20 protein-coding genes and 1 tRNA gene are annotated in these 18,423 nt (G+C 41.2%); 14 read left to right on the top strand and 7 right to left on the bottom strand.

What is annotated here, in order from left to right; translation table 11 throughout:
* Positions 1-44 precede the first annotated feature (44 nt).
* Positions 45-116: transfer RNA gene (locus HC643_RS01890), tRNA-Thr, on the bottom strand.
* A gap of 186 nt (positions 117-302) precedes the next feature.
* Between HC643_RS01890 and argF the strand changes: the two genes are divergently transcribed.
* From argF to HC643_RS01865, 5 genes are all read left to right on the top strand, one after another.
* Complete coding sequence (gene argF, locus HC643_RS01885) at positions 303-1,229, top strand: ornithine carbamoyltransferase (protein WP_038090793.1); 927 nt, start codon at positions 303-305, stop codon at positions 1,227-1,229.
* A gap of 201 nt (positions 1,230-1,430) precedes the next feature.
* Positions 1,431-2,036: a transcriptional repressor LexA gene (gene lexA, locus HC643_RS01880; RefSeq protein WP_038090791.1), complete on the top strand. Its 606-nt coding sequence runs from the start codon at positions 1,431-1,433 to the stop codon at positions 2,034-2,036.
* Positions 2,037-2,139: 103 nt separating this feature from the next.
* Positions 2,140-3,654, top strand: a complete 1,515-nt coding sequence (locus HC643_RS01875; protein ID WP_038090788.1) for a DNA phosphorothioation system restriction enzyme — start codon at positions 2,140-2,142, stop codon at positions 3,652-3,654.
* Positions 3,651-4,814, top strand: coding sequence for an ATP-grasp domain-containing protein (locus HC643_RS01870; protein WP_038090783.1), 1,164 nt, complete (start codon positions 3,651-3,653; stop codon positions 4,812-4,814). The genes HC643_RS01875 and HC643_RS01870 overlap by 4 nt, the downstream gene beginning before the upstream one ends.
* 48 nt (positions 4,815-4,862) lie before the next feature.
* A complete protein-coding gene (locus tag HC643_RS01865) occupies positions 4,863-5,480 on the top strand; it encodes a tetratricopeptide repeat protein (RefSeq protein WP_038090780.1) in 618 nt (205 codons plus the stop codon).
* A gap of 159 nt (positions 5,481-5,639) precedes the next feature.
* On the opposite strand, the gene HC643_RS01860 is transcribed toward HC643_RS01865, so the two are convergent.
* Both HC643_RS01860 and HC643_RS01855 read right to left on the bottom strand, forming a co-directional pair.
* Complete coding sequence (locus HC643_RS01860; RefSeq protein WP_050045136.1) at positions 5,640-6,944, bottom strand: GAF domain-containing sensor histidine kinase; 1,305 nt, start codon at positions 6,942-6,944, stop codon at positions 5,640-5,642.
* Between the two features lie 528 nt (positions 6,945-7,472).
* Positions 7,473-8,150, bottom strand: a complete 678-nt coding sequence (locus HC643_RS01855; RefSeq protein ID WP_050045135.1) for a PEP-CTERM sorting domain-containing protein — start codon at positions 8,148-8,150, stop codon at positions 7,473-7,475.
* A gap of 677 nt (positions 8,151-8,827) precedes the next feature.
* Here HC643_RS01855 and HC643_RS01850 point away from each other — a divergent pair.
* Positions 8,828-9,673, top strand: a complete 846-nt coding sequence (locus HC643_RS01850) for a DNA/RNA non-specific endonuclease (RefSeq protein ID WP_038090777.1) — start codon at positions 8,828-8,830, stop codon at positions 9,671-9,673.
* Here HC643_RS01850 and HC643_RS01845 read toward each other — a convergent pair whose 3' ends face one another.
* A complete protein-coding gene (locus HC643_RS01845) occupies positions 9,674-10,114 on the bottom strand; it encodes a nuclease A inhibitor family protein (RefSeq protein ID WP_237265812.1) in 441 nt (146 codons plus the stop codon).
* 135 nt (positions 10,115-10,249) lie between these two features.
* Between HC643_RS01845 and HC643_RS01840 the strand changes: the two genes are divergently transcribed.
* From HC643_RS01840 to HC643_RS01825, 4 genes are all read left to right on the top strand, one after another.
* The gene (locus HC643_RS01840) at positions 10,250-10,966 is read left to right on the top strand and encodes a pyridoxine 5'-phosphate synthase (protein WP_038090775.1); all 717 of its coding nucleotides are present in this window, start codon (positions 10,250-10,252) and stop codon (positions 10,964-10,966) included.
* A gap of 129 nt (positions 10,967-11,095) precedes the next feature.
* The gene (locus HC643_RS01835; protein WP_038090773.1) at positions 11,096-11,758 is read left to right on the top strand and encodes an ester cyclase; all 663 of its coding nucleotides are present in this window, start codon (positions 11,096-11,098) and stop codon (positions 11,756-11,758) included.
* Positions 11,759-11,795: 37 nt separating this feature from the next.
* Positions 11,796-12,125, top strand: coding sequence for an MgPME-cyclase complex family protein (locus HC643_RS01830; protein ID WP_038090771.1), 330 nt, complete (start codon positions 11,796-11,798; stop codon positions 12,123-12,125).
* A 58-nt stretch (positions 12,126-12,183) separates the two neighbouring features.
* Positions 12,184-12,831 carry a hypothetical protein gene (locus tag HC643_RS01825; RefSeq protein WP_038090768.1) on the top strand — a complete coding sequence of 216 codons (648 nt, stop codon included), beginning with the start codon at positions 12,184-12,186 and terminating at the stop codon, positions 12,829-12,831.
* Between the two features lie 66 nt (positions 12,832-12,897).
* Here the strand turns inward: HC643_RS01825 and HC643_RS01820 are convergent, their stop codons facing one another.
* From HC643_RS01820 to folD, 3 genes are all read right to left on the bottom strand, one after another.
* On the bottom strand, positions 12,898-13,371 hold the full coding sequence (locus HC643_RS01820) for a divergent PAP2 family protein (RefSeq protein WP_017745413.1): 474 nt from the start codon (positions 13,369-13,371) through the stop codon (positions 12,898-12,900).
* Between the two features lie 101 nt (positions 13,372-13,472).
* On the bottom strand, positions 13,473-14,399 hold the full coding sequence (gene crtE, locus HC643_RS01815) for a geranylgeranyl diphosphate synthase CrtE (RefSeq protein ID WP_038090766.1): 927 nt from the start codon (positions 14,397-14,399) through the stop codon (positions 13,473-13,475).
* Positions 14,400-14,599: 200 nt separating this feature from the next.
* On the bottom strand, positions 14,600-15,478 hold the full coding sequence (gene folD / locus HC643_RS01810) for a bifunctional methylenetetrahydrofolate dehydrogenase/methenyltetrahydrofolate cyclohydrolase FolD (RefSeq protein WP_038090845.1): 879 nt from the start codon (positions 15,476-15,478) through the stop codon (positions 14,600-14,602).
* 296 nt (positions 15,479-15,774) lie between these two features.
* Here folD and HC643_RS01805 point away from each other — a divergent pair, with 296 nt between their 5' ends.
* The 4 genes from HC643_RS01805 (at position 15,775) to HC643_RS01790 (ending at position 18,335) form a co-directional block, all read left to right on the top strand.
* Entirely contained in the window at positions 15,775-16,182 is a 408-nt protein-coding gene (locus tag HC643_RS01805; protein WP_038090763.1) for a hypothetical protein, read from the top strand.
* A gap of 96 nt (positions 16,183-16,278) precedes the next feature.
* The gene (locus HC643_RS01800) at positions 16,279-16,722 is read left to right on the top strand and encodes an NUDIX hydrolase (protein ID WP_038090760.1); all 444 of its coding nucleotides are present in this window, start codon (positions 16,279-16,281) and stop codon (positions 16,720-16,722) included.
* 55 nt (positions 16,723-16,777) lie between these two features.
* Positions 16,778-17,896 (top strand): AI-2E family transporter, encoded by a 1,119-nt coding sequence (locus HC643_RS01795; protein ID WP_038090754.1) that lies wholly within the window; start codon positions 16,778-16,780, stop codon positions 17,894-17,896.
* Between the two features lie 193 nt (positions 17,897-18,089).
* Entirely contained in the window at positions 18,090-18,335 is a 246-nt protein-coding gene (locus HC643_RS01790; protein WP_038090840.1) for a type II toxin-antitoxin system HicB family antitoxin, read from the top strand.
* Positions 18,336-18,423 lie beyond the last annotated feature (88 nt).

Genomic DNA, 18,423 nt, shown 5'->3' with positions numbered 1-18,423 from the left:
GAATGTACACTTGACTAAACGACGATGTACAAACTGGCATTCAAAGCCAGCAGTCGGATTTGAACCGACGACCTTCCGATTACAAGTCGGATGCACTACCACTGTGCTATGCTGGCACTCTTACACCTTTCACAACAACCATAAGGTTTACTGCTTTCAGGCATTGCACTAGTCAAACAATATAGCATAGGTATCCTTGTTATGCAAGCGATCGCCCAAAAATATATTTATCCAAATTTTTTTTGGACAAGGTTGGGTAAAAGAACGAAAATAAAAGATTGTTCGATCGCACATCAACAAGCATGGCAGGGTTGAAAGGACGAGATTTATTAAGTTTGGCAGACTTCAGTCCCACGGAAGTTCAAGAACTTTTGCAGATGGCAAGCCAGCTAAAGTCGCAACAGTTGAGATTGCGATGCAATAAAGTATTGGGTTTGCTGTTCTCCAAAGCATCTACTCGAACGAGAGTCAGTTTTACTGTTGCGATGTATCAACTTGGCGGACAAGTCATCGATTTAAATCCCAATGTTACACAAGTCAGTCGTGGAGAACCCGTGCAAGATACGGCACGAGTTTTAGATAGATATCTAGATATTTTGGCAATTCGTACCTTTGCACAGCAGGAATTAGAAATTTTTGCTAATTACGCTCAAATTCCCGTCATTAATGCCCTCACTGATTTGGAACATCCCTGTCAGGTATTGGCTGATTTGATGACAGTCCAAGAATGCTTTGGCTCCTGCACGGGTTTAACCTTAACTTATGTTGGAGATGGGAATAATGTGGCAAATTCTTTGTTACTGGGCTGTGCTTTGGTGGGAATGAATGTAAGAGTCGCCACACCCAATGGATTTGAACCAAATGCAGCAATTCTAGAAACAGCACGCTCAATTGCTGGTGGAAAAACTGAGGTATTGCTAACTCACGACCCCGAAGCAGGAACAAAAGGTGCTCATGTTATTTACACCGATGTTTGGGCAAGTATGGGACAAGAAGAAGAAGCAAATGACCGATTGCCAGTTTTTCAACCTTACCAAGTTAACGATCGCCTGTTAAGTCTTGCCGATCCCAATGCAATTGTTTTACACTGTTTACCAGCACATCGCGGTGAAGAAATCACTGACGAAGTCATGGAAGGTTCTCAGTCGCAAATTTGGAACCAGGCAGAAAATCGAATGCACATCCAAAAAGCTTTGCTTGCAAGTCTTTTAGGAGCAGAAGAAATATAAAAAAGAAGTAGGAGTTTCTGAGTGAGAGGTTGTAAAATTGAAATTGTGAGTATTTATCCCTCTCTCTTCACTCCTCTTTTCTCACCCAATTCCAAAATTTTTTAATAAAAAATCCAAAATATTCTAAATAAATAGTGCATAAAGATGTTTTTTGTAGTACTAATGTTCTAGGAACATTTGTATTTTCCTGTTTTCAAAATTATGGAACGTCTCACAGAAGCTCAAAGAGAACTTTACGAATGGCTGGCAGAATATATACGATTGCACCAGCATTCACCTTCTATCCGACAAATGATGCAGGCTATGAATTTAAAATCCCCTGCACCCATTCAAAGTCGCTTAGAACATTTACGTACCAAAGGGTACATTGAATGGAATGAAGGTAAGGCGCGAACTATTAGAATTTTGCGACCGTTAAAGCTAGGTGTTCCCATTTTGGGTGAAATTGCCGCAGGGGGTTTGATAGAACCAGTCACAGAAGCGGAAGAGTATATAGACCTCACCAGTATGACGTTACCTGCGAAAACTTATGCTTTGCGGGTAACAGGTGACAGTATGATCGAGGACTCTATCGTTGATGGAGATTTGGTGTTTTTGCGTCCCGTACCAGAACCAGATCACCTCAAAAATGGCACGATTGTTGCCGCCAGAGTTGATGGATATGGTGCAACTTTAAAACGATTCTATCGTGAAGGCGATCGCGTCACCCTTAAAGCCGCAAATCCCAAATACGATCCCATAGAGGTCAACGCTTTTCAAGTACAAGTGCAAGGTTCCCTAGTCGCCATCTGGCGCAATTACAACTAACAAAGAAAAGTATGAAGGATGAAGGATGAAGGATGAACTGAATTTTTCATCCTTCATACTTTATACTTGAACATTTTTTCCACTCACGACTTACCAATAGCATATGTACTTGTTAAACAAGCGCGTCCAACTGCCAACTTCCAACACGGTAGAGGAGACTCATTTAGCAACATATCTCCTCAAACCACCATTTGTAGGTGAAAACAAAAGCAAATATCAAACACAGCAACCATCATTACCGGGATGTCCTAAAATGCCGGTATCCATCGAATTGCGGGGATATCAGCGACAAGCGATTGACAATTGGTTTGCTAACAATGGTAGGGGAACCTTGAAAATGGCAACTGGTAGTGGAAAGACAATCACTGCACTTGCCATTGTTTGCGAACTCTACAAGCAAATTAACTTGCAAGCCGTGTTAGTTATTTGCCCGTACCGCCATCTTGTCACTCAATGGGCGCGAGAATGTGAAAAATTTAATTTGCAACCCATTCTCGCCTTCGAGAGTATACGCAATTGGCAAAGCCAACTCTCCACACAACTCTATAACGTCCGTTCTGGTTCTCAACCATTTCTCACAATTATTACCAGCAACTCTACTCTCATTGGCGATGGCTTTCAATCTCAACTCAAGTACTTTCCCGAAAGAACTTTGATTGTAGGAGATGAAGCACACAATCTCGGAGCACCCAGATTAGAAGAAAGTTTACCCCGACGCCTCGGGTTGCGACTGGCTTTGTCTGCTACACCAGAGAGATATTTTGATGAAGATGGAACCCAATCTATCTTGGGGTATTTTGGAGCTGTTCTGCAACCAGAGTTTACCTTACGAGATGCGATCGCCCAACGTGCGCTTGTTCACTATCTCTATTATCCCGTACTTGTAGAATTAACTGAAACAGAAAGCCGTGCATATGCAAAACTCACACAAAAAATTGGACGAGCGCTCCTGTATCGAGAACGGGAAAGTGTTGCTCTAGGAAATTTTGAAGACAACGAAGACTTAAAACCCTTGTTAATGCAAAGAGCGAGGTTAGTCGGTGCTGCTGAAAATAAGTTACACGCTTTGCGCGAACTCATGCAACATCGCCGGGACACCACCCATACCCTCTTTTATTGCAGCGATGGTTCCCAAGACGTCACTCAACGTTCCGATTTACATCAAGTGAAAGCCGTCGCCAAAATACTGGGTACGGAGTTGGGTTACAGAATAAGTACTTATACTGCCCAAACACCATTAGCAGAAAGAGAAGCTTTGCGCCGTCAATTTGAAAGTGGTGAATTACAAGGTTTAGTCGCCATTCGCTGTTTGGATGAAGGAGTTGATATTCCCGCGATTCAAACTGCTGTGATTTTGGCAAGTTCGGCTAATCCCCGCCAGTTTATCCAAAGACGCGGACGCGTTTTACGCCCCCATCCCGGTAAAGAACGCGCAACCATATTTGACACGATCGTTTTACCACCAGATCTCGATAGGAATACTTTAGAAGTTGAGCGAAATTTACTGCGGAAGGAATTACTGAGATTTGTTGAATTTGCCGATCTAGCCGATAATGCAGGTGAAGCCAGAATGAAGTTGCTCAATTTACAAAAGCGCTACGGTTTATTGGATATATGAGCTTAAATTGCTGTTTGATCTCCGGACCCGTTCTTTCTCCCTCATTGCTACGCGCCGTGCAAAAATATGCAATTCCCGTGTATGTCCAACCACCAACACCGCCTCTACCAGAGACAATTCCTACACTTGAAGATACAGAAGCAAAGTCTTTGGTAGCAAACAGAGACACTGCGGTCATAATGAACTGGGAAGCAAGCCTCTGTTTCATTCTCCAAAATCTTTCACACACACAGTTGTCTCAAGTGAATGTCTTTAAAGACAAAGCGGCTTTCCGAGAACTCCTCAAAGAATCACATCCCGATTTATTCTACGTAGAGTTAACAAGAGAAACTCTGCAAGACTTTCAGCTACCACAGGAAATTAAAGCAGTGGTACTCAAACCTTCTTTAGGAACCGCCTCCATAGGTATTCGCACAGTGCGAGGACAACAAGAGTGGGCTCGCACAGTAGATTCGGTTCTTCAGGATATCGACAGGGCTACAAAGTCTATGAATTCCGCTATGCTAAGCAGTTCGCGTTTTCTGGTGGAAGAGTTCGTAGAAGGCGAGGAATTTGCTTGCGATGGCTTCTGGGATGCAAACGGCAGAACAGTCATAACTGGGGTGTATCACCATCCTTTCGCCTCGGAATCAGATGTGAGTGATACTCTCTACTATACATCAAGGCAAGTTGTAGCTCAGACACTAGAACCTCTTACTCGCCTTATGGATAAGATCGGAACCAAGCTCGATTTGCATCGCTTCCCATTCCATTTTGAGTTTAGAAGGTACAGTGACGGCAGTCTTTTTCCCATTGAGTTAAACCCACTGCGTTTTGGGCAAGTTGCTCTCCCAGATTTGACAGAGTATACTTTTAATTTCAATCCTTACGAACTTTTCTTCACAGATCGAAGCCCGGATTGGGATTCTTTGCTAGCTGAAGAAGATTCTTCCAATATTTATGCCTTTGTTCTTGGCAGTTTGCCACCGCATTATGAGACTGGAAAATATTCGATAGATGAAGAGTCTTTTCGCAAAACTTTTGGAAATAAGTTGCTCAATTATATACCAAGCAATCCTGCAATAACTCCATTTTTTGGAGTGGCGCATATTGTTGCAGAAAGACTTGAAGATGTTCTTTCTTATCTTCATCTTGACTTTGACAGTTTTCTATGTAAATAGCCTGACTTTGCCATTTTTCAGGCAGTACTATTTATAAAAATATTGATAATGAATTCGAGCAATCTTCTAGAACAAGAGCTAATTCGTTGGAATAATGTTATCTCCAGTCATCCTCATGACCCCAAAGCCTACATATATCGGGGAATGGTTCATTTCAAGTTAGGTAACATTCATGAATCCATCGCTGACTTTGATACAGCTGAAAAACTAGACCCACGCTTAACACCCTACTTGTGGCAAAGAGGATTGTCGTACTACTACGCCGAACGATTTGCTGAGGGGGCAAAACAATTTGAGATAGACTTAACTATTAACTCTCACGATGTGGAAGAAACCGTTTGGCGCTACCTTTGCATTGCTCGCCTTCACGGTCCCACACAAGCACGACAGTCTTTGTTAGAAGTCAGAAACGATTCCCGGTTTGTCATGCGGCGAGTTTACGATTTTTATGCCGGTCACTGCTCTGTTGATGATGTCCTGGCTGTTGGCGCTTCTAACGATCGGCGTCAATCGTTTTATAGTTATCTTTATCTTAGTTTGTATTTTGAAGTAGAGAGTCAACTAGAACAAGCACGGCAATATATGACTCAAGCAGTTAGTTATAAAATTGACGATTATATGTGGCACTTAGCTACCGTACACCAAAAGTTACGCAGGTGGGATTAATTGTTACACGAATCAGGGCGATAAGCTTCGCTGCTCGGCTTACAACATATAGACAACAACATACATAAAAAAATTTTTACCTGGGTTTCTTGAGTGCGATCGCCGATCATCCCCTACATTTTTTTACATTAACGCTCTCAAGTTTAGTTTGATTTGATACTAAATAAAAACGGATAGATTGTGATTTTTTTGTCCAAAGTCCAAAAGATGAATTCTGGGTAATTGCACGCTGACTGTAGTACCTGTTGTATCAGAGTGAATAAATAATTCTCCTCCATGAGCATTAACTATGCGTTTGGTGATAGCCAGCCCTAGACCAGTCCCACTTGGTTTTGTAGAGAAGAATGGCTGAGTTAGTTTTGACAAAACTTCTGGGGGAATTGGTTGACCCTTATTGCAAACATTGATGCAAACTTGCTCTGGATCGGAAATGTCTACTTCCCATTTAATGGCGTCTCCTGGGGAAACTGCTTCACAGGCATTACGGACAATATTAATAAAAACTTGTTTGAGTTTATCTTTGTCTCCCAAAATCTTGACTGGAACTGATACAGGGATCAATTCAATTTTTCGTGCAACGGCTTCTTGCATCTCGCTCATGTCATTGAGCAACTCACTCATGAATCGATCTACATCCAATTCACACAGTTGCAACACCTGGGGTTTGGCATAAAGCAAAATTTCACTCAGCAGATTGTCTAATCGACTGGCTTCATTGAGCGACAATGATAATCGCTCTTTGGCGGATTCAGTTAAAACGGTTTTTTGGAAATACTTCAATCCTAAGATCGTTGTAGTCAATGGGTTACGAATTTCATGAACAATCATTGCCGCAAATTCACCAATGGCTGCTAGGCGTTCCTGTTCTACAAGCTTGGCTTGTGCTGTCCGTAATTCTTCTGTACGTTTTTGTACTTCAGCCTCCAGAATCTGGTTAAATTGGCATTGTTGTTTGTACAAATGATAATTATCGATTGCTGTAGCAGCACGTTCAGCAAACAGTTCGCCTAACTGAATCTCTTCCTCGCTAAACTCTCGCGGTTGCTGATGGAAAGAGCAAATCGTACCAATGACTTCGCCTTCAGCAGTTCGCAACGGTATACCTAAATAAGCGTTATAACCTTCTGGAGCTTCGCCAAACTCTGGGTGTTCCTTTGCATCTTTCACTACTAGGGAGCAACCAGTTTTTACAACAGTGCCTGTTAATGAACCATGCAGTGAATAAAGGTGTTCGCCCTCACCGATATCAATGCTACTAGCCAGTACCTTTTCAAATCCTTCTTGACAAAATGTTACGACTGACCAATCTACATTCAGTAACTCACTGACTCCACAAGCAACGTTATGTAGATAGCTGCTTAATTCCCCAGTTCGATAGTTTAAAGAAGACAAAAGTGCGATCGCTTGTCGAGAGCGTTGCCACATTTGATTTTGTAAAGTTTTCTTTTCAATGGCTTTTATCATAAACCAGAAATTCTTTCAGGAAATACTAATTGTTAAAATTTGGTGAGAAATATCTAACAATTTTCTCAACAGAATATCAGGTTTATATATAAAATTCCTTAGATATTTATAATTTTTTTACTAATTGTTCAATCAAGAATCGGGGGAAAGCTCAAGTTAAAGATTTTATCTTGTCTTTTCCGAACTCTCTCGCAACCAGAGATAAAAAGCTCTAGAACTGTTAGCTTCTAGTGACAAAGAGTGAGAATACCAGTCTATGTGTCGCCAGAAACTTCCCTGTAGAAGTTGTCATAATAATAATGCAATTTTCCACTAAATTTCTATAATACCATGCCACAAAACCCAAGTAAACGACTACATACATGAAAATCTCTCATCACTTAATTCATGAAACTAATTTCATACAAATTCTATGTTAAGTTGTACATTCTTGCTCTCACTTTAGAAGAGCGGGGCTATACAATTAGACTGCGAAGGCAGTCTAATTGTATGCATGTTCATAGAAAATTTGTATTAGAATCCTATTTCTCAATTTTGTCTAGCTTTTACAAGCTGTTTGCGCTTTAAAGCCGAAGTTCCACTTATAGCACTTATTGTTAAAATACCAATTATAGAAGCGGGTTCGGGAACAGTGGTGGTAGATGATACTTTGACGTTATCAATTGCCAGAAATGAGGTACCCGAAGTATCTAAGGCATTCAAAACCCCAAATCCAATGGTGTAAGTACCTGCTGTTTGGAAGGTATGGAAAGTCTGGGATGAGCTTTCTTCAAAACTACCAACTTGCGCGATATCAGCCAGCTTATAAGCTATTGAATTAATTGAATAGAAGGAAAAATCATTAAATGGCAAATAATCTCCTCCTTGAAATTTCCAATTAAAGCTCAATATATCTCCAGCATTAACTGTAATTGTTTGTTTGATTGCAGAGCCATTGGCTGCAGAGGTTCTGTTTACAGCATTCAATGTTCCATCGCTTAGTTCTAGGAATGTTTCAACTACTGTGACATCATCTCCATAAGCTGACATTAATGCTTGTCCATCGATAAGATTAACGCTACCTTTAGCTTCCCAATTCTTCAAATCATTATCAAAATTACCATTTATAACAGCAGCTTGGGATGGCACTAGTAGAAGACTTGCCAGACTAATTATACTAACTGCATTTGCAATTAAGGTCGAACGTATAAGACTTAAATTAACCATAGATATCACTCTAGAGAGAAAAATGAAGAGAGCAGGTAGAGTAGAAATTTACAGAATTAAAGAATGATGCTTTTGGTTACTTCTTTGGCTACATCTTTAGGGAGCATCCCTAAGAATGCCAATTGCCCTCATATTAAAAATATGGGGCTACACAAACAAAGTCCACCTACGTGGACTTAATAAAAAGTCCGCGTAGGCGGACTTAGGTTGTATAGTAGCGATTTCAATCGCAAATGTATTTTTTCCAAATAGGGATGCTCCTCACCCTTAACTAATTTATCTATCATACAGATTGAAAAGAATTATTTTTATAAAAAGCTAACATAGCTTATTCTGTTTGTGTTTTAGTGGTGTTACCCAAAAAGTTGTGTTGTATTTTATACAAAACTATTTTTGAGACAGATGTTGTTAATTCTTCAACAACGGCGAGGAGCAAATTGTATCCCAAAATTCATCCTAATATCTAACTTAAAGGATCGGATATAAAATGAATTTTGGATTAAGCTAAAATGGTAACATTGACTAACTCCCCGCCCTCAAGGGTTCGTTTTGGGTACGATGCAGCTTTTATATTTAGGGTTGATGTTCTAATGAGAACCGTGCTTGAGAAGCGTTAATCCCCAATATCTAAAAAACTGTCTGCAAACTGCGCCTGCAATACACTGTATTGGAAGATAATGTTCGCCTCCAAAAAACTTCTCATTCTGCTAATCACACTTCTCCTGACACTGGTTGTCGGATGTACGATTCTTTTTCCAAGACCGCTTGCTACTAACCCTCGCTTACCATTTGGTAATCCAAGTAATGCCAGTCAAACGGACCCAAATAATTATTTAATAGAAAAACCTCAATATGTTCTTTCATACAATAGAGATAAAGGAATTCCCAACTGGGTCAGCTGGGAATTAAATCAATCTTGGCTGGGTGAAGCACCAAGGTCTAATAATTTTCGTCCTGACGATACCCTTCCGGAAGGCTGGTATCGTGTCACCCCTAACGATTACACGAAAAGCGGTTTTGATAAAGGACATATGGTACCTTCTGCCGATCGCAGCAATAATCCTGAAAATAATGCTGCTACTTTTTTAATGACAAATATTGTTCCTCAAGCACCCGATAACAATCAGGGTTACTGGGCGCGTTTGGAAGATTATGAGAGATCTCTAGCCAATCAAGGCAATCAGTTGTATATCATAGCAGGAGTTTACGGTCAGAAAGGAACTATTGCTCAAGGAAAAGTTTCTATTCCCGATCGAATTTTTAAAATTATCATAGCGATCGCACCTAATGACAGTGTAAATAGGATTAATGAATCTACAAGAATTATTGCTGTTGATACTCCCAACACAAATGGTAATCGCGATGCTGCTTGGACTGAATTTTTAACCAGTATTGATGCTATTGAATACCAGACAGGTTATGATTTTTTATCTGAGGTTAACCCTTCTATCCAAAATATTTTAGAATCTAAAAAGTATCAAATAAGTGATTTAAAATTAAAGAGCAAAACGCGCAAAAAATAACTAAGTTTCTACTACTTTTACAGACAGCCCTGCTAAACGATTGTTCAAGGTTTTCCCTATAATATAAACATCAATACTGATAGTTCCAAAACGCATGACTTTGATATCGCTAAGGTTTTCTTTCAAAACTTTCACAAGATTTTGATACTTATTGACAGTTATTTTGTCTTCTGCACTATGCCAGTTCTGTTCTGCGATCGCAACTTCAAAAAACGAGTCAAGTTCAACCATTTCAACAGGTGTCTCTAAAGGGAGCCCTATTTTTTGAAGAACCAACTCCGGCGTAATATCCTTTTGCTCAGAATCATCCCAAAGAAAAACTTCAAAAGGTGACTCGGACTCACTGATAAACAACAAACCATCTGATGCTTGTTTTAAAATGTTAATCAAACTTAAACTACTGTTAGAGGGTTGTTCGGAGTTGCTCAATTTATAATTCACTCTAAATGTCTTCTATTCCACTTTACTCATTAATTACCTCTGCCGTGCCTGGAGGACTGATAAAAATGATAACGCCATAAATTCACAATTTCCAGTAAAATCAAGTCCTGAGGATTGTAAACAGGGAGACTCAGGTTGGCTACACTTGGTGTAAACATAGACCACATTGCCACCATTCGACAGGCGCGGCGGACGGTGGAACCAGACCCCGTAGCTGCAGCGGTACTTGCAGAATTAGGGGGTGCAGATGGCATTACCGTGCATTTGCGCGAAGACAGGCGACACATTCAAGAACGCGATGTGCGCTTACTGCGTCAAACAGTCAGAACTCATCTTAACTTGGAAATGGCAGCTACCGATGAAATGGTTGCTATTGCCCTAGATATCCAACCTGATTATGTCACTCTAGTTCCAGAAAAACGGGAGGAAGTCACTACAGAAGGAGGGCTGGATATCGTTGGTCAAATCGATCGCATGGAAGCCGTTGTCAATAAACTGCAAGGTGCTGGTATTCCAGTTAGTTTGTTTATCGATGCTGAACCTGCACAAATTGAAGCTTCTGTCAAGATTCAAGCACAGTTTATTGAACTTCATACCGGGAGATATGCTGAAGCTAAAAATGAAACCAGTCGCCAACAGGAATTAACCTTTCTAGCTAAAGGATGCGAGCAAGCAATACAAGCAGGATTGCGCGTGAATGCAGGTCACGGGCTGACTTACTGGAATGTTTTCCCCATTGCTACTTTTCCTGGTATGGAAGAGCTGAACATCGGGCATACTATTGTCAGTCGCGCTGTGCTCGTGGGTATGGAAAGAGCAGTCCGTGAAATGAAACTAGCCATGCGCGCTTAACAGTGAACGGTTAGAGCTGACTGGTAACCCGTGGAAACTGATAACTGATAACTGAAATAGAAGGGTTGTCAATGCGAAAATCCAAAAGCTTGTTTGCATTTCTCAAGTTAAATCGGGATTCAAACTTCTATGAGCGCAGAACAATCTAACAACCTTCCTCTTTGGGTACAGGACAGAGACACGGTTATAGCAAACAGTGGGAATGCTGAATGGCGTTCTCAAACTCCACCAGATTACACTGATTCTAAAGAAGGGCTGGCAAAAGAAAGTAAAGCTAACCATTTTGAAGGTTCACTCGAAGCTATTGTGCAAAATTTGGTGAGAACCTTTGAGATGGAAGCATCTTTCAAGACTAACCCCTCTCAGTGGCTATCTGTTGTTAACGAGCAATTCCGCATGAGTAGCAATGGAGGTCCAGAATACACAGCATCAGATGTGATAAACTCAGGGACTTATAATCTATTTATGCCGGATACAGAAGATTACAAAGCTTCTGAAGAGACTTTTGAATCATCGGGGAAACTTTTCCGCACGGCATTTCCTAAAGGATTTTTGTGGGAAGTCTTAGAGGTTTTCTCCGGTCCCCCCAACGTAACATTTAAATGGCGGCATTGGGGAACTTTTAGCGGTTCGTACAAAGATTATCCGTCAACAGGGGAGACAGTGGAGATAGTCGGTATGAGCATAGCCCGTGTCACTGATGATTTAAAAATTCTTTCGGTGGAACACTACTTTGATAACAGTCAGTTTCTCCAAAAGTTAACTGTTGGTAAGAAACAAACAACAACTTAGTATCATCATAAAGTGCGATCGCAAGAAGAGACGAAAAATGCAAAAATACTATTACGTTTTGGCAAGTCAACGATTTTTACTAGAAGAAGAACCCATGGAGGAAGTTCTTAAAGAACGAACCCGTCATTATCACGAACAAGAAAAAGAAATAGATTTTTGGGTGGTTAAAGAACCAGCTTTTCTAGAAGCACCTCAAATGGCACAAATCAAGGCAAAGTGTCCCCAACCTGCAGTGGCAATTGTTTCTACTGACTCCCAATTTATTACCTGGTTGAAACTAAGATTGGAGTACGTCATCACTGGCGAATTTCAAGCTCCGTCGCCAGCGATCCCTGATGCTTTAGCATCTGTTGCTACCGTATCCTAAATGTAAAGACGCGCCATGGCGCGTCTTTACACTATAAATTTGAAAAAAGAATAAAATTATGTATCAAGCAATTGCCCGGACGTTAACAAAATCTTTAGTCAGTAGTTTATTGCTAGCATTTAGCAGCTTAATTGCTGGCGTAGATTCCGCCATTGCTCAATCACAAAATGTACCTGTCTGTCAACCACCTGGTGCAGGTGAATACCTTTTATTGGTTATTAGTCCCACATCAAATAATCAAAATCAATTGCGTCGTGCGTTACCTGGAGAACTCAAGACAACGACGTGTAGGTACTTGAAAGATACAGTGACGCGGATAGGTGGATTTCGCAGCATAGACGATGCCAATCGCTGGGCGAGGTACATCAGCAATGTTGTTGGGCTATCTGCTATCATCACAACTCGACCAACAGAAGCTACGCCCGGTCAAAATGTCACCTACAAACCGGAGCGATTGGGAGAGGGTTATGCTGTACTAGTTGATTACTATAATCGTCCGGAAGTTGCCAATGAAGTACGGGAAGTTGTAGGAGGAAATGTAGGTTTTGCTACCTACGGGCAACGCCCTTACTTATTAGCTGTTTACACAAATAACCAAAAAGATGCATACACTACATTGCAAAAGCTAAGCGAGCAAGGCTTTTCTGCTGTACTGGTAGATAGTCGAAAAGTTTTGCTGTTACGCTCGGCTGTACGCTTGCAGTAAATTTGTCGTAGGGTTATGAATTATTCTCCCTTGTCTCCCCTGTCTCCCCTGTCTCCTATCAGGTGATTAAGGATTGACAACGAGTACGCCGGTAGACCTGGCCAACCATGATATGGTGATACCTAAAGCTGAACCTGCTATAACTTGAACGGGTGTGTGTCCCAATAATTCCTTGAGGCGATCGCCGTTAAAGTTTGGATGTTCGTGGAATAATTCATCAATCATTTGATTGAGAATGCGAGCTTGCTTACCCGCAGCTTGTCGCACTCCTGCTGCATCATACATGACAATGATGGCAAAAACCACAGCAACTGCAAATTCGGAAGAAGCCCAACCTAAAGTTTGTCCAATACCCGCTGCTAAGGCTGTCACCAAAGCGGAATGAGCACTGGGCATTCCTCCTGTAGTTACGAGAACATTGACGTTCAGTTTGCGATTTTTCACTAACTCAATAACCAGCTTTAGCCCTTGAGCAATCAAACTAGATATTAGAGCTACGAAAAGCACTCGGTTTTCTAAAATGTCGCTTATGTCCTGCATACTATTTATGAATTATGAATTATAAATGATGAATTATGAAAAGAAATATGAATGATAAATGGTGACTTGTAAAGCCGTCTTTCATCATTCATTTTCATTATCTAGCGATCGCGAGTTATTATAAAATGGGCGATCGCAATTAATGCTTGCGCTTTTGCTCCAAAAGGTTCGAGTTCAGTACAAGCCTCTTCAATCAGTTGTTGAGCTTTTGCGCGAGATTCTTCTATTCCCCAAAGACTGGGATAGGTAACCTTATTGGCTTGTAGGTCTTTGCCAGCTGTTTTACCCAATTGCTCTGCAGTCGCAGTGATATCTAGAATGTCATCAATAATTTGAAAAGCAAGCCCAATATTTTGGGAGTAGCGAGACAGGCGTTGCTCTTGTTCTGCTGTTGCTCCTGCCAAAATACCACCACAAACGACACAAGCTTCCAAAAGAGCACCCGTCTTGTGAGTGTGAATGAAATTTAACGTTTCCAGAGGAGTATCTGTTTTGCCCTCCGATTCCAAATCCAGCACTTGACCGCCTACCAATCCAGTTGCTCCAGTTGCGTGACCCAACCGAGCAACCACTCTTAGCACCCGTTCTGCAGGAACATTTTGAGTTTGGGTTGCAACATACTCAAAAGCATAGGCGAGTAAACCGTCTCCAGCTAAAATCGCAATATCTTCACCATAAACTTTATGGTTGGTCAGCTTACCGCGTCGATAGTCGTCGTTATCCATAGCAGGTAGATCGTCATGAATTAACGACATCGTGTGGATCATCTCCACGGCAACGGCAGTCGGTAGAGCCATTTCAATAGTACCACCAAGCATTTCATTGGTAGTCAGACAAAGAATTGGTCGCAACCGCTTCCCACCCGCTAGTAGGGAATAACGCATTGCTTCATATATTTTTTCTGGATAATGCACGAGTACAGCCTTATCCAAAGCTTCATCACAAAGCTGTTTTTTCTCTTTGAGATAAGCTAACAGGTTAAATTTACCTTCCTGTGGAGTTGTCTGAATGTTATCTGCTGCTACCATCCTTAATTATCCTTGATATTCCGTTGTCTACGTAACAATTTTACGGGAAAGCGTCATTCGTCATTGGTGCCGATACCAATTTTGGATAAATGGATTTTGGCTCTTGGATTGAAATGCATTGTATTTTAGCTATCTTCACTGAAGGGCAAACAATCCTGTTAATCCTAATTTGGTATATTTTGCTGACACAAGATAAATGACTAATTTTTGAAATTTTGCCTGTAGCTATTCACAGTGTTTTGCATCAACATAGCTACAGTCATGAGACCTACGCCGCCTGGAACTGGTGTCAGAAATTCCGCAACTCTAGCAACTTCTTCAAAGCGAACATCACCCACGATGCGACTGTTACCACTTGAGTCTGTCACGCGATTGATCCCCACATCTACCACAACAGCACCTGGTTTCACCATCTCAGCAGTGATGAATTCCGGACGCCCTACTGCTGCAACTAGAAGATCGGCATTCTTTGCGATCGCGGGTAAATCTTGCGATCGCGAATGAGCAACCGTCACGGTAGCATCTGCTTCGAGTAGCATCAAAGCCAAAGGTTTACCGACTAGAATACTGCGTCCCACCACCACTGCTTGCTTACCTTGTAGGGGAATGTTGTATTCTTCCAGTAAACTCATAATGCCAGCAGGAGTGCAACTGCGTAAACCCACCTCACCCCGCACCAACCGTCCTAAGTTTTCGGGGTGCAAGCCGTCAGCATCTTTATCTGGAGCAATTTGATATAGCAAGTGCTGGGCATTCAAGTGATTGGGAAGAGGCAATTGTATGAGAATACCATCCACTCGCTCATCAGAGTTAAGTGCAGCAATAACTTCCTCGAGTTCGGCTTCTGTCGTTTCTGTAGGAAAATGCCTACCAAAAGATGCAATACCAATCTTCTTACAGGCGCGTTCCTTTCCACGTACATACGCTGCTGATGCTGGATTATCACCCACCATCAGCACTGCCAATCCGGGCGGGCGTCCTATTTTGGGTTGAGCTTCTTTAATGACAGCAGAAAGTTCTTGCTGAATTTTTTCTGCCTTAACTTTACCATCAAGAAGTTTGGCTGTTTTTGTATCCATCACAATTCGTAGAAGAAGAACGCTACGCAGTGGCATTGCCATCTCATGCACAATTCGCATTCGCGTTTAAACACCACATTCAATATCTTCTCAGATTGCTTGTAAGTCGGTAGGCAAAGATAAAACCAACTATGTAAAGAAATATAAAATTAGAGTCTCGGGACTGGAAACTGGGGCTTATTGTGTCAATCCCGCCCCCGAGCGCTACTTAACCGATAAAAATATCGCTACTTAACCGATATAAATTGTCACTAGCCGATCCCTGATGCCAAAATTGGCAAGTACAGGTAATCATTATGCAAAAAATGAAAAATTTAAATATATTGTTTTTGTATCAGTACGCCCTAGTTTTATCCTTACGCCTGGGATTGACAGTCCTCCTTCTGACAGGAGCGTTTGGCTGCACTAATTTTGGTCGATATGGCTGGAATACAATAGGAGCCAATATCACCCCCATTCAGGAAATCAAACCGCCGAAAGAGGATGATGCAACAGTCTACGTACAGGGAAAAGTTGAGAAACGAGTCCCTTTATTAAAGCGGTTGGGATATCAAATTGACGACTCTACCGGTAAAGTATGGGTAATTACCAATCAAACTGGTATAAAAGAGGGAGATAAAGTTGTTTTTAAAGGTAAAATACGCTACCAATCTATTCCCATTGCAGGGAAAGAGTACGGAGAAATTTACCTAGAAGAAGAGTAAGTATAATTTGTTAGCGGTTAGTGGTTAGTGGTTAATAGCAACCAACAACCAACAACCAACAACCAACAACCAACAACCAACAACCAACAAATAATTATGCAAGTACAAGTTGCAATTGCGATACTCTACCGAGAAAACAAATTCCTAATGCAGTTGCGGGATAATAAACCCAATCTTCTCTATCCGGGACACTGGGCATTTTTTGGCGGACATATGGAACCGGGCGAAACCCCAGAGGAAGCAGTACAGCGAGAAATTTTAGAGGAAATAGGTTATAAGTTACCACCAAACTTTTCCAAGTTCGGCTGCTATTCTGATGAAATAGCGTTGCGTCATGTTTTCCATGCACCGCTATTAGTAGAATTAGATCGGTTAGTTCTAAATGAAGGTTGGGACATGGGTTTAGTAGCACCAGAATACGTTCAACAAGGGAGTTGCTACTCAGCAGTTGCAGGAGAAGTCAGACCAATTGGAGCAGTCCATCAACGTATTCTGTTAGATTTTATAGAGAGCAAACCTATGCCACTCGCTAATGCTTAATTACCAGTCCCAATTAGCCATTAGCCATTAGCCATTAGCAATTAGCAAATCATTAATGACTCCAAACAAACTACCACAATGGTTAAGTCTGGGCTTAGCATTTCCCCTCGCTATACTCAACGCTTGGGTGTTGCTTCAGGTTGTACAGTATTTCCAACCCCTAGTAAGCATTCTTGTCGCCGCCCTCTTGCTAGCTTTTGTTTTAGATTATCCAATTCGGTTTTTCCAAAAACGAGGCATAAATAGGAACTTTGCCATTGTCAGTGTTTTGCTGTTAGCTGTAGTCATTGTTGGGGCTTTAGCTGTTACTTTGGTTCCCTTAATTCTGGAACAGCTCAACGAACTAGTAAATTTTTTGCCTAATTGGATTGATTCTGGAGCACAACAAATTCAAGCTTTTCAAGCCTGGCTTGCTACCCAAACCGTAACCCAAGATCTGCCAGTTAATTTAAGTAGTTTGGTCACTCAACTGTTGGATAGGTTTTCCAACCAACTTCAGTCATTAACAGGTCAAATCCTTGGTTTTGCCGTAGACACGATTGGCAGTTTGGTGAATGTACTGCTGACAGTAGTCATTACAATTTATCTAATACTGAATGGAGAAAAACTTTGGGATGGAATTTTTCAATGGTTTCCTTCTTACATTAGCTCGCCGATACGGCAATTATTACGTGAGGATTTCCAAAATTATTTCATCGGTCAAGCAACATTGGGTGCATTGCTAGCGCTGACACTCATACTGATATTTTTAGCGCTACAAGTACCCCTAGCTTTACTTTTTGGTATTGGTATTGGATTTTTCTCCCTCTTTCCTTTCGGTACGGGTATAGGGATTGCAATAGTGACCTTATTAATTGGATTGCAAAATTTTTGGTTGGGAGTGGAAGTTTTAGCTGTTGCTGTACTTGTGGATCAAATTAATACTAACTTTGTTGCTCCTCGAATTCTAGGAAATTTGACTGGGTTAAACCCTGTTTGGGTTGTAATTTCCTTATTGGTAGGTGCAAAACTCGGAGGACTGTTAGGTTTGTTGGTTGCTATACCTATAGCTAGTTTTATCAAAGATGTAACAGATAGCTGGCGTGATGGAGGTTTTAGAGTTCCACCCAGTGAGGATGCTTCCAGTGACGGTGTGGCTTTAGGAAAAACGGAAAATGTGATTTTAGAGCGATAATTTATATGGTAAATCATTGGGGGGAATTCAGATGGAAGGTAAAAGATTTATCCCCTGCTTGCGATTAGAAAATCTCTTATCTTATGGAAGTGAAGCGTCATTCCCTTAGATCTCGATCGCCTATAGAGAATTGGTGAAATCTGAGGAACAACATAAAGCTAGAATGGAGCACATAGGTGAGGTAATACAGATAATGTTAGCAAGTTATATTGACCAAGCAATGGAACTCGCAGTTTACGAAATTATTGAAGATGATGGAACTTACTGGGGTGAAATTCCTATTTTACAGGGAGTCTGGTCAAATCATCACACGCTTGAAGGTTGTCGGCGGGAATTGAGAGAAGCTTTGAGCGACTGGCTAGCATTAAGATTGCGTTTGGGATTGATGATTCCTGTAATAGTGGGTATTGACTTAAACAAGCTGACTGAACCAGTATAAAGAATGTCTAGAAGAAACTAATCGAAGTGATTAACAAACCGTAAACAATTTGTGAGTATCACCAACATCACGTTATCATCGGATCTTG

The organism is Tolypothrix bouteillei VB521301, assembly GCF_000760695.4.
Classification (GTDB): domain Bacteria; phylum Cyanobacteriota; class Cyanobacteriia; order Cyanobacteriales; family Nostocaceae; genus Scytonema; species Scytonema bouteillei_A.
This window is presented reverse-complemented; position numbering and strand designations above follow the sequence as displayed.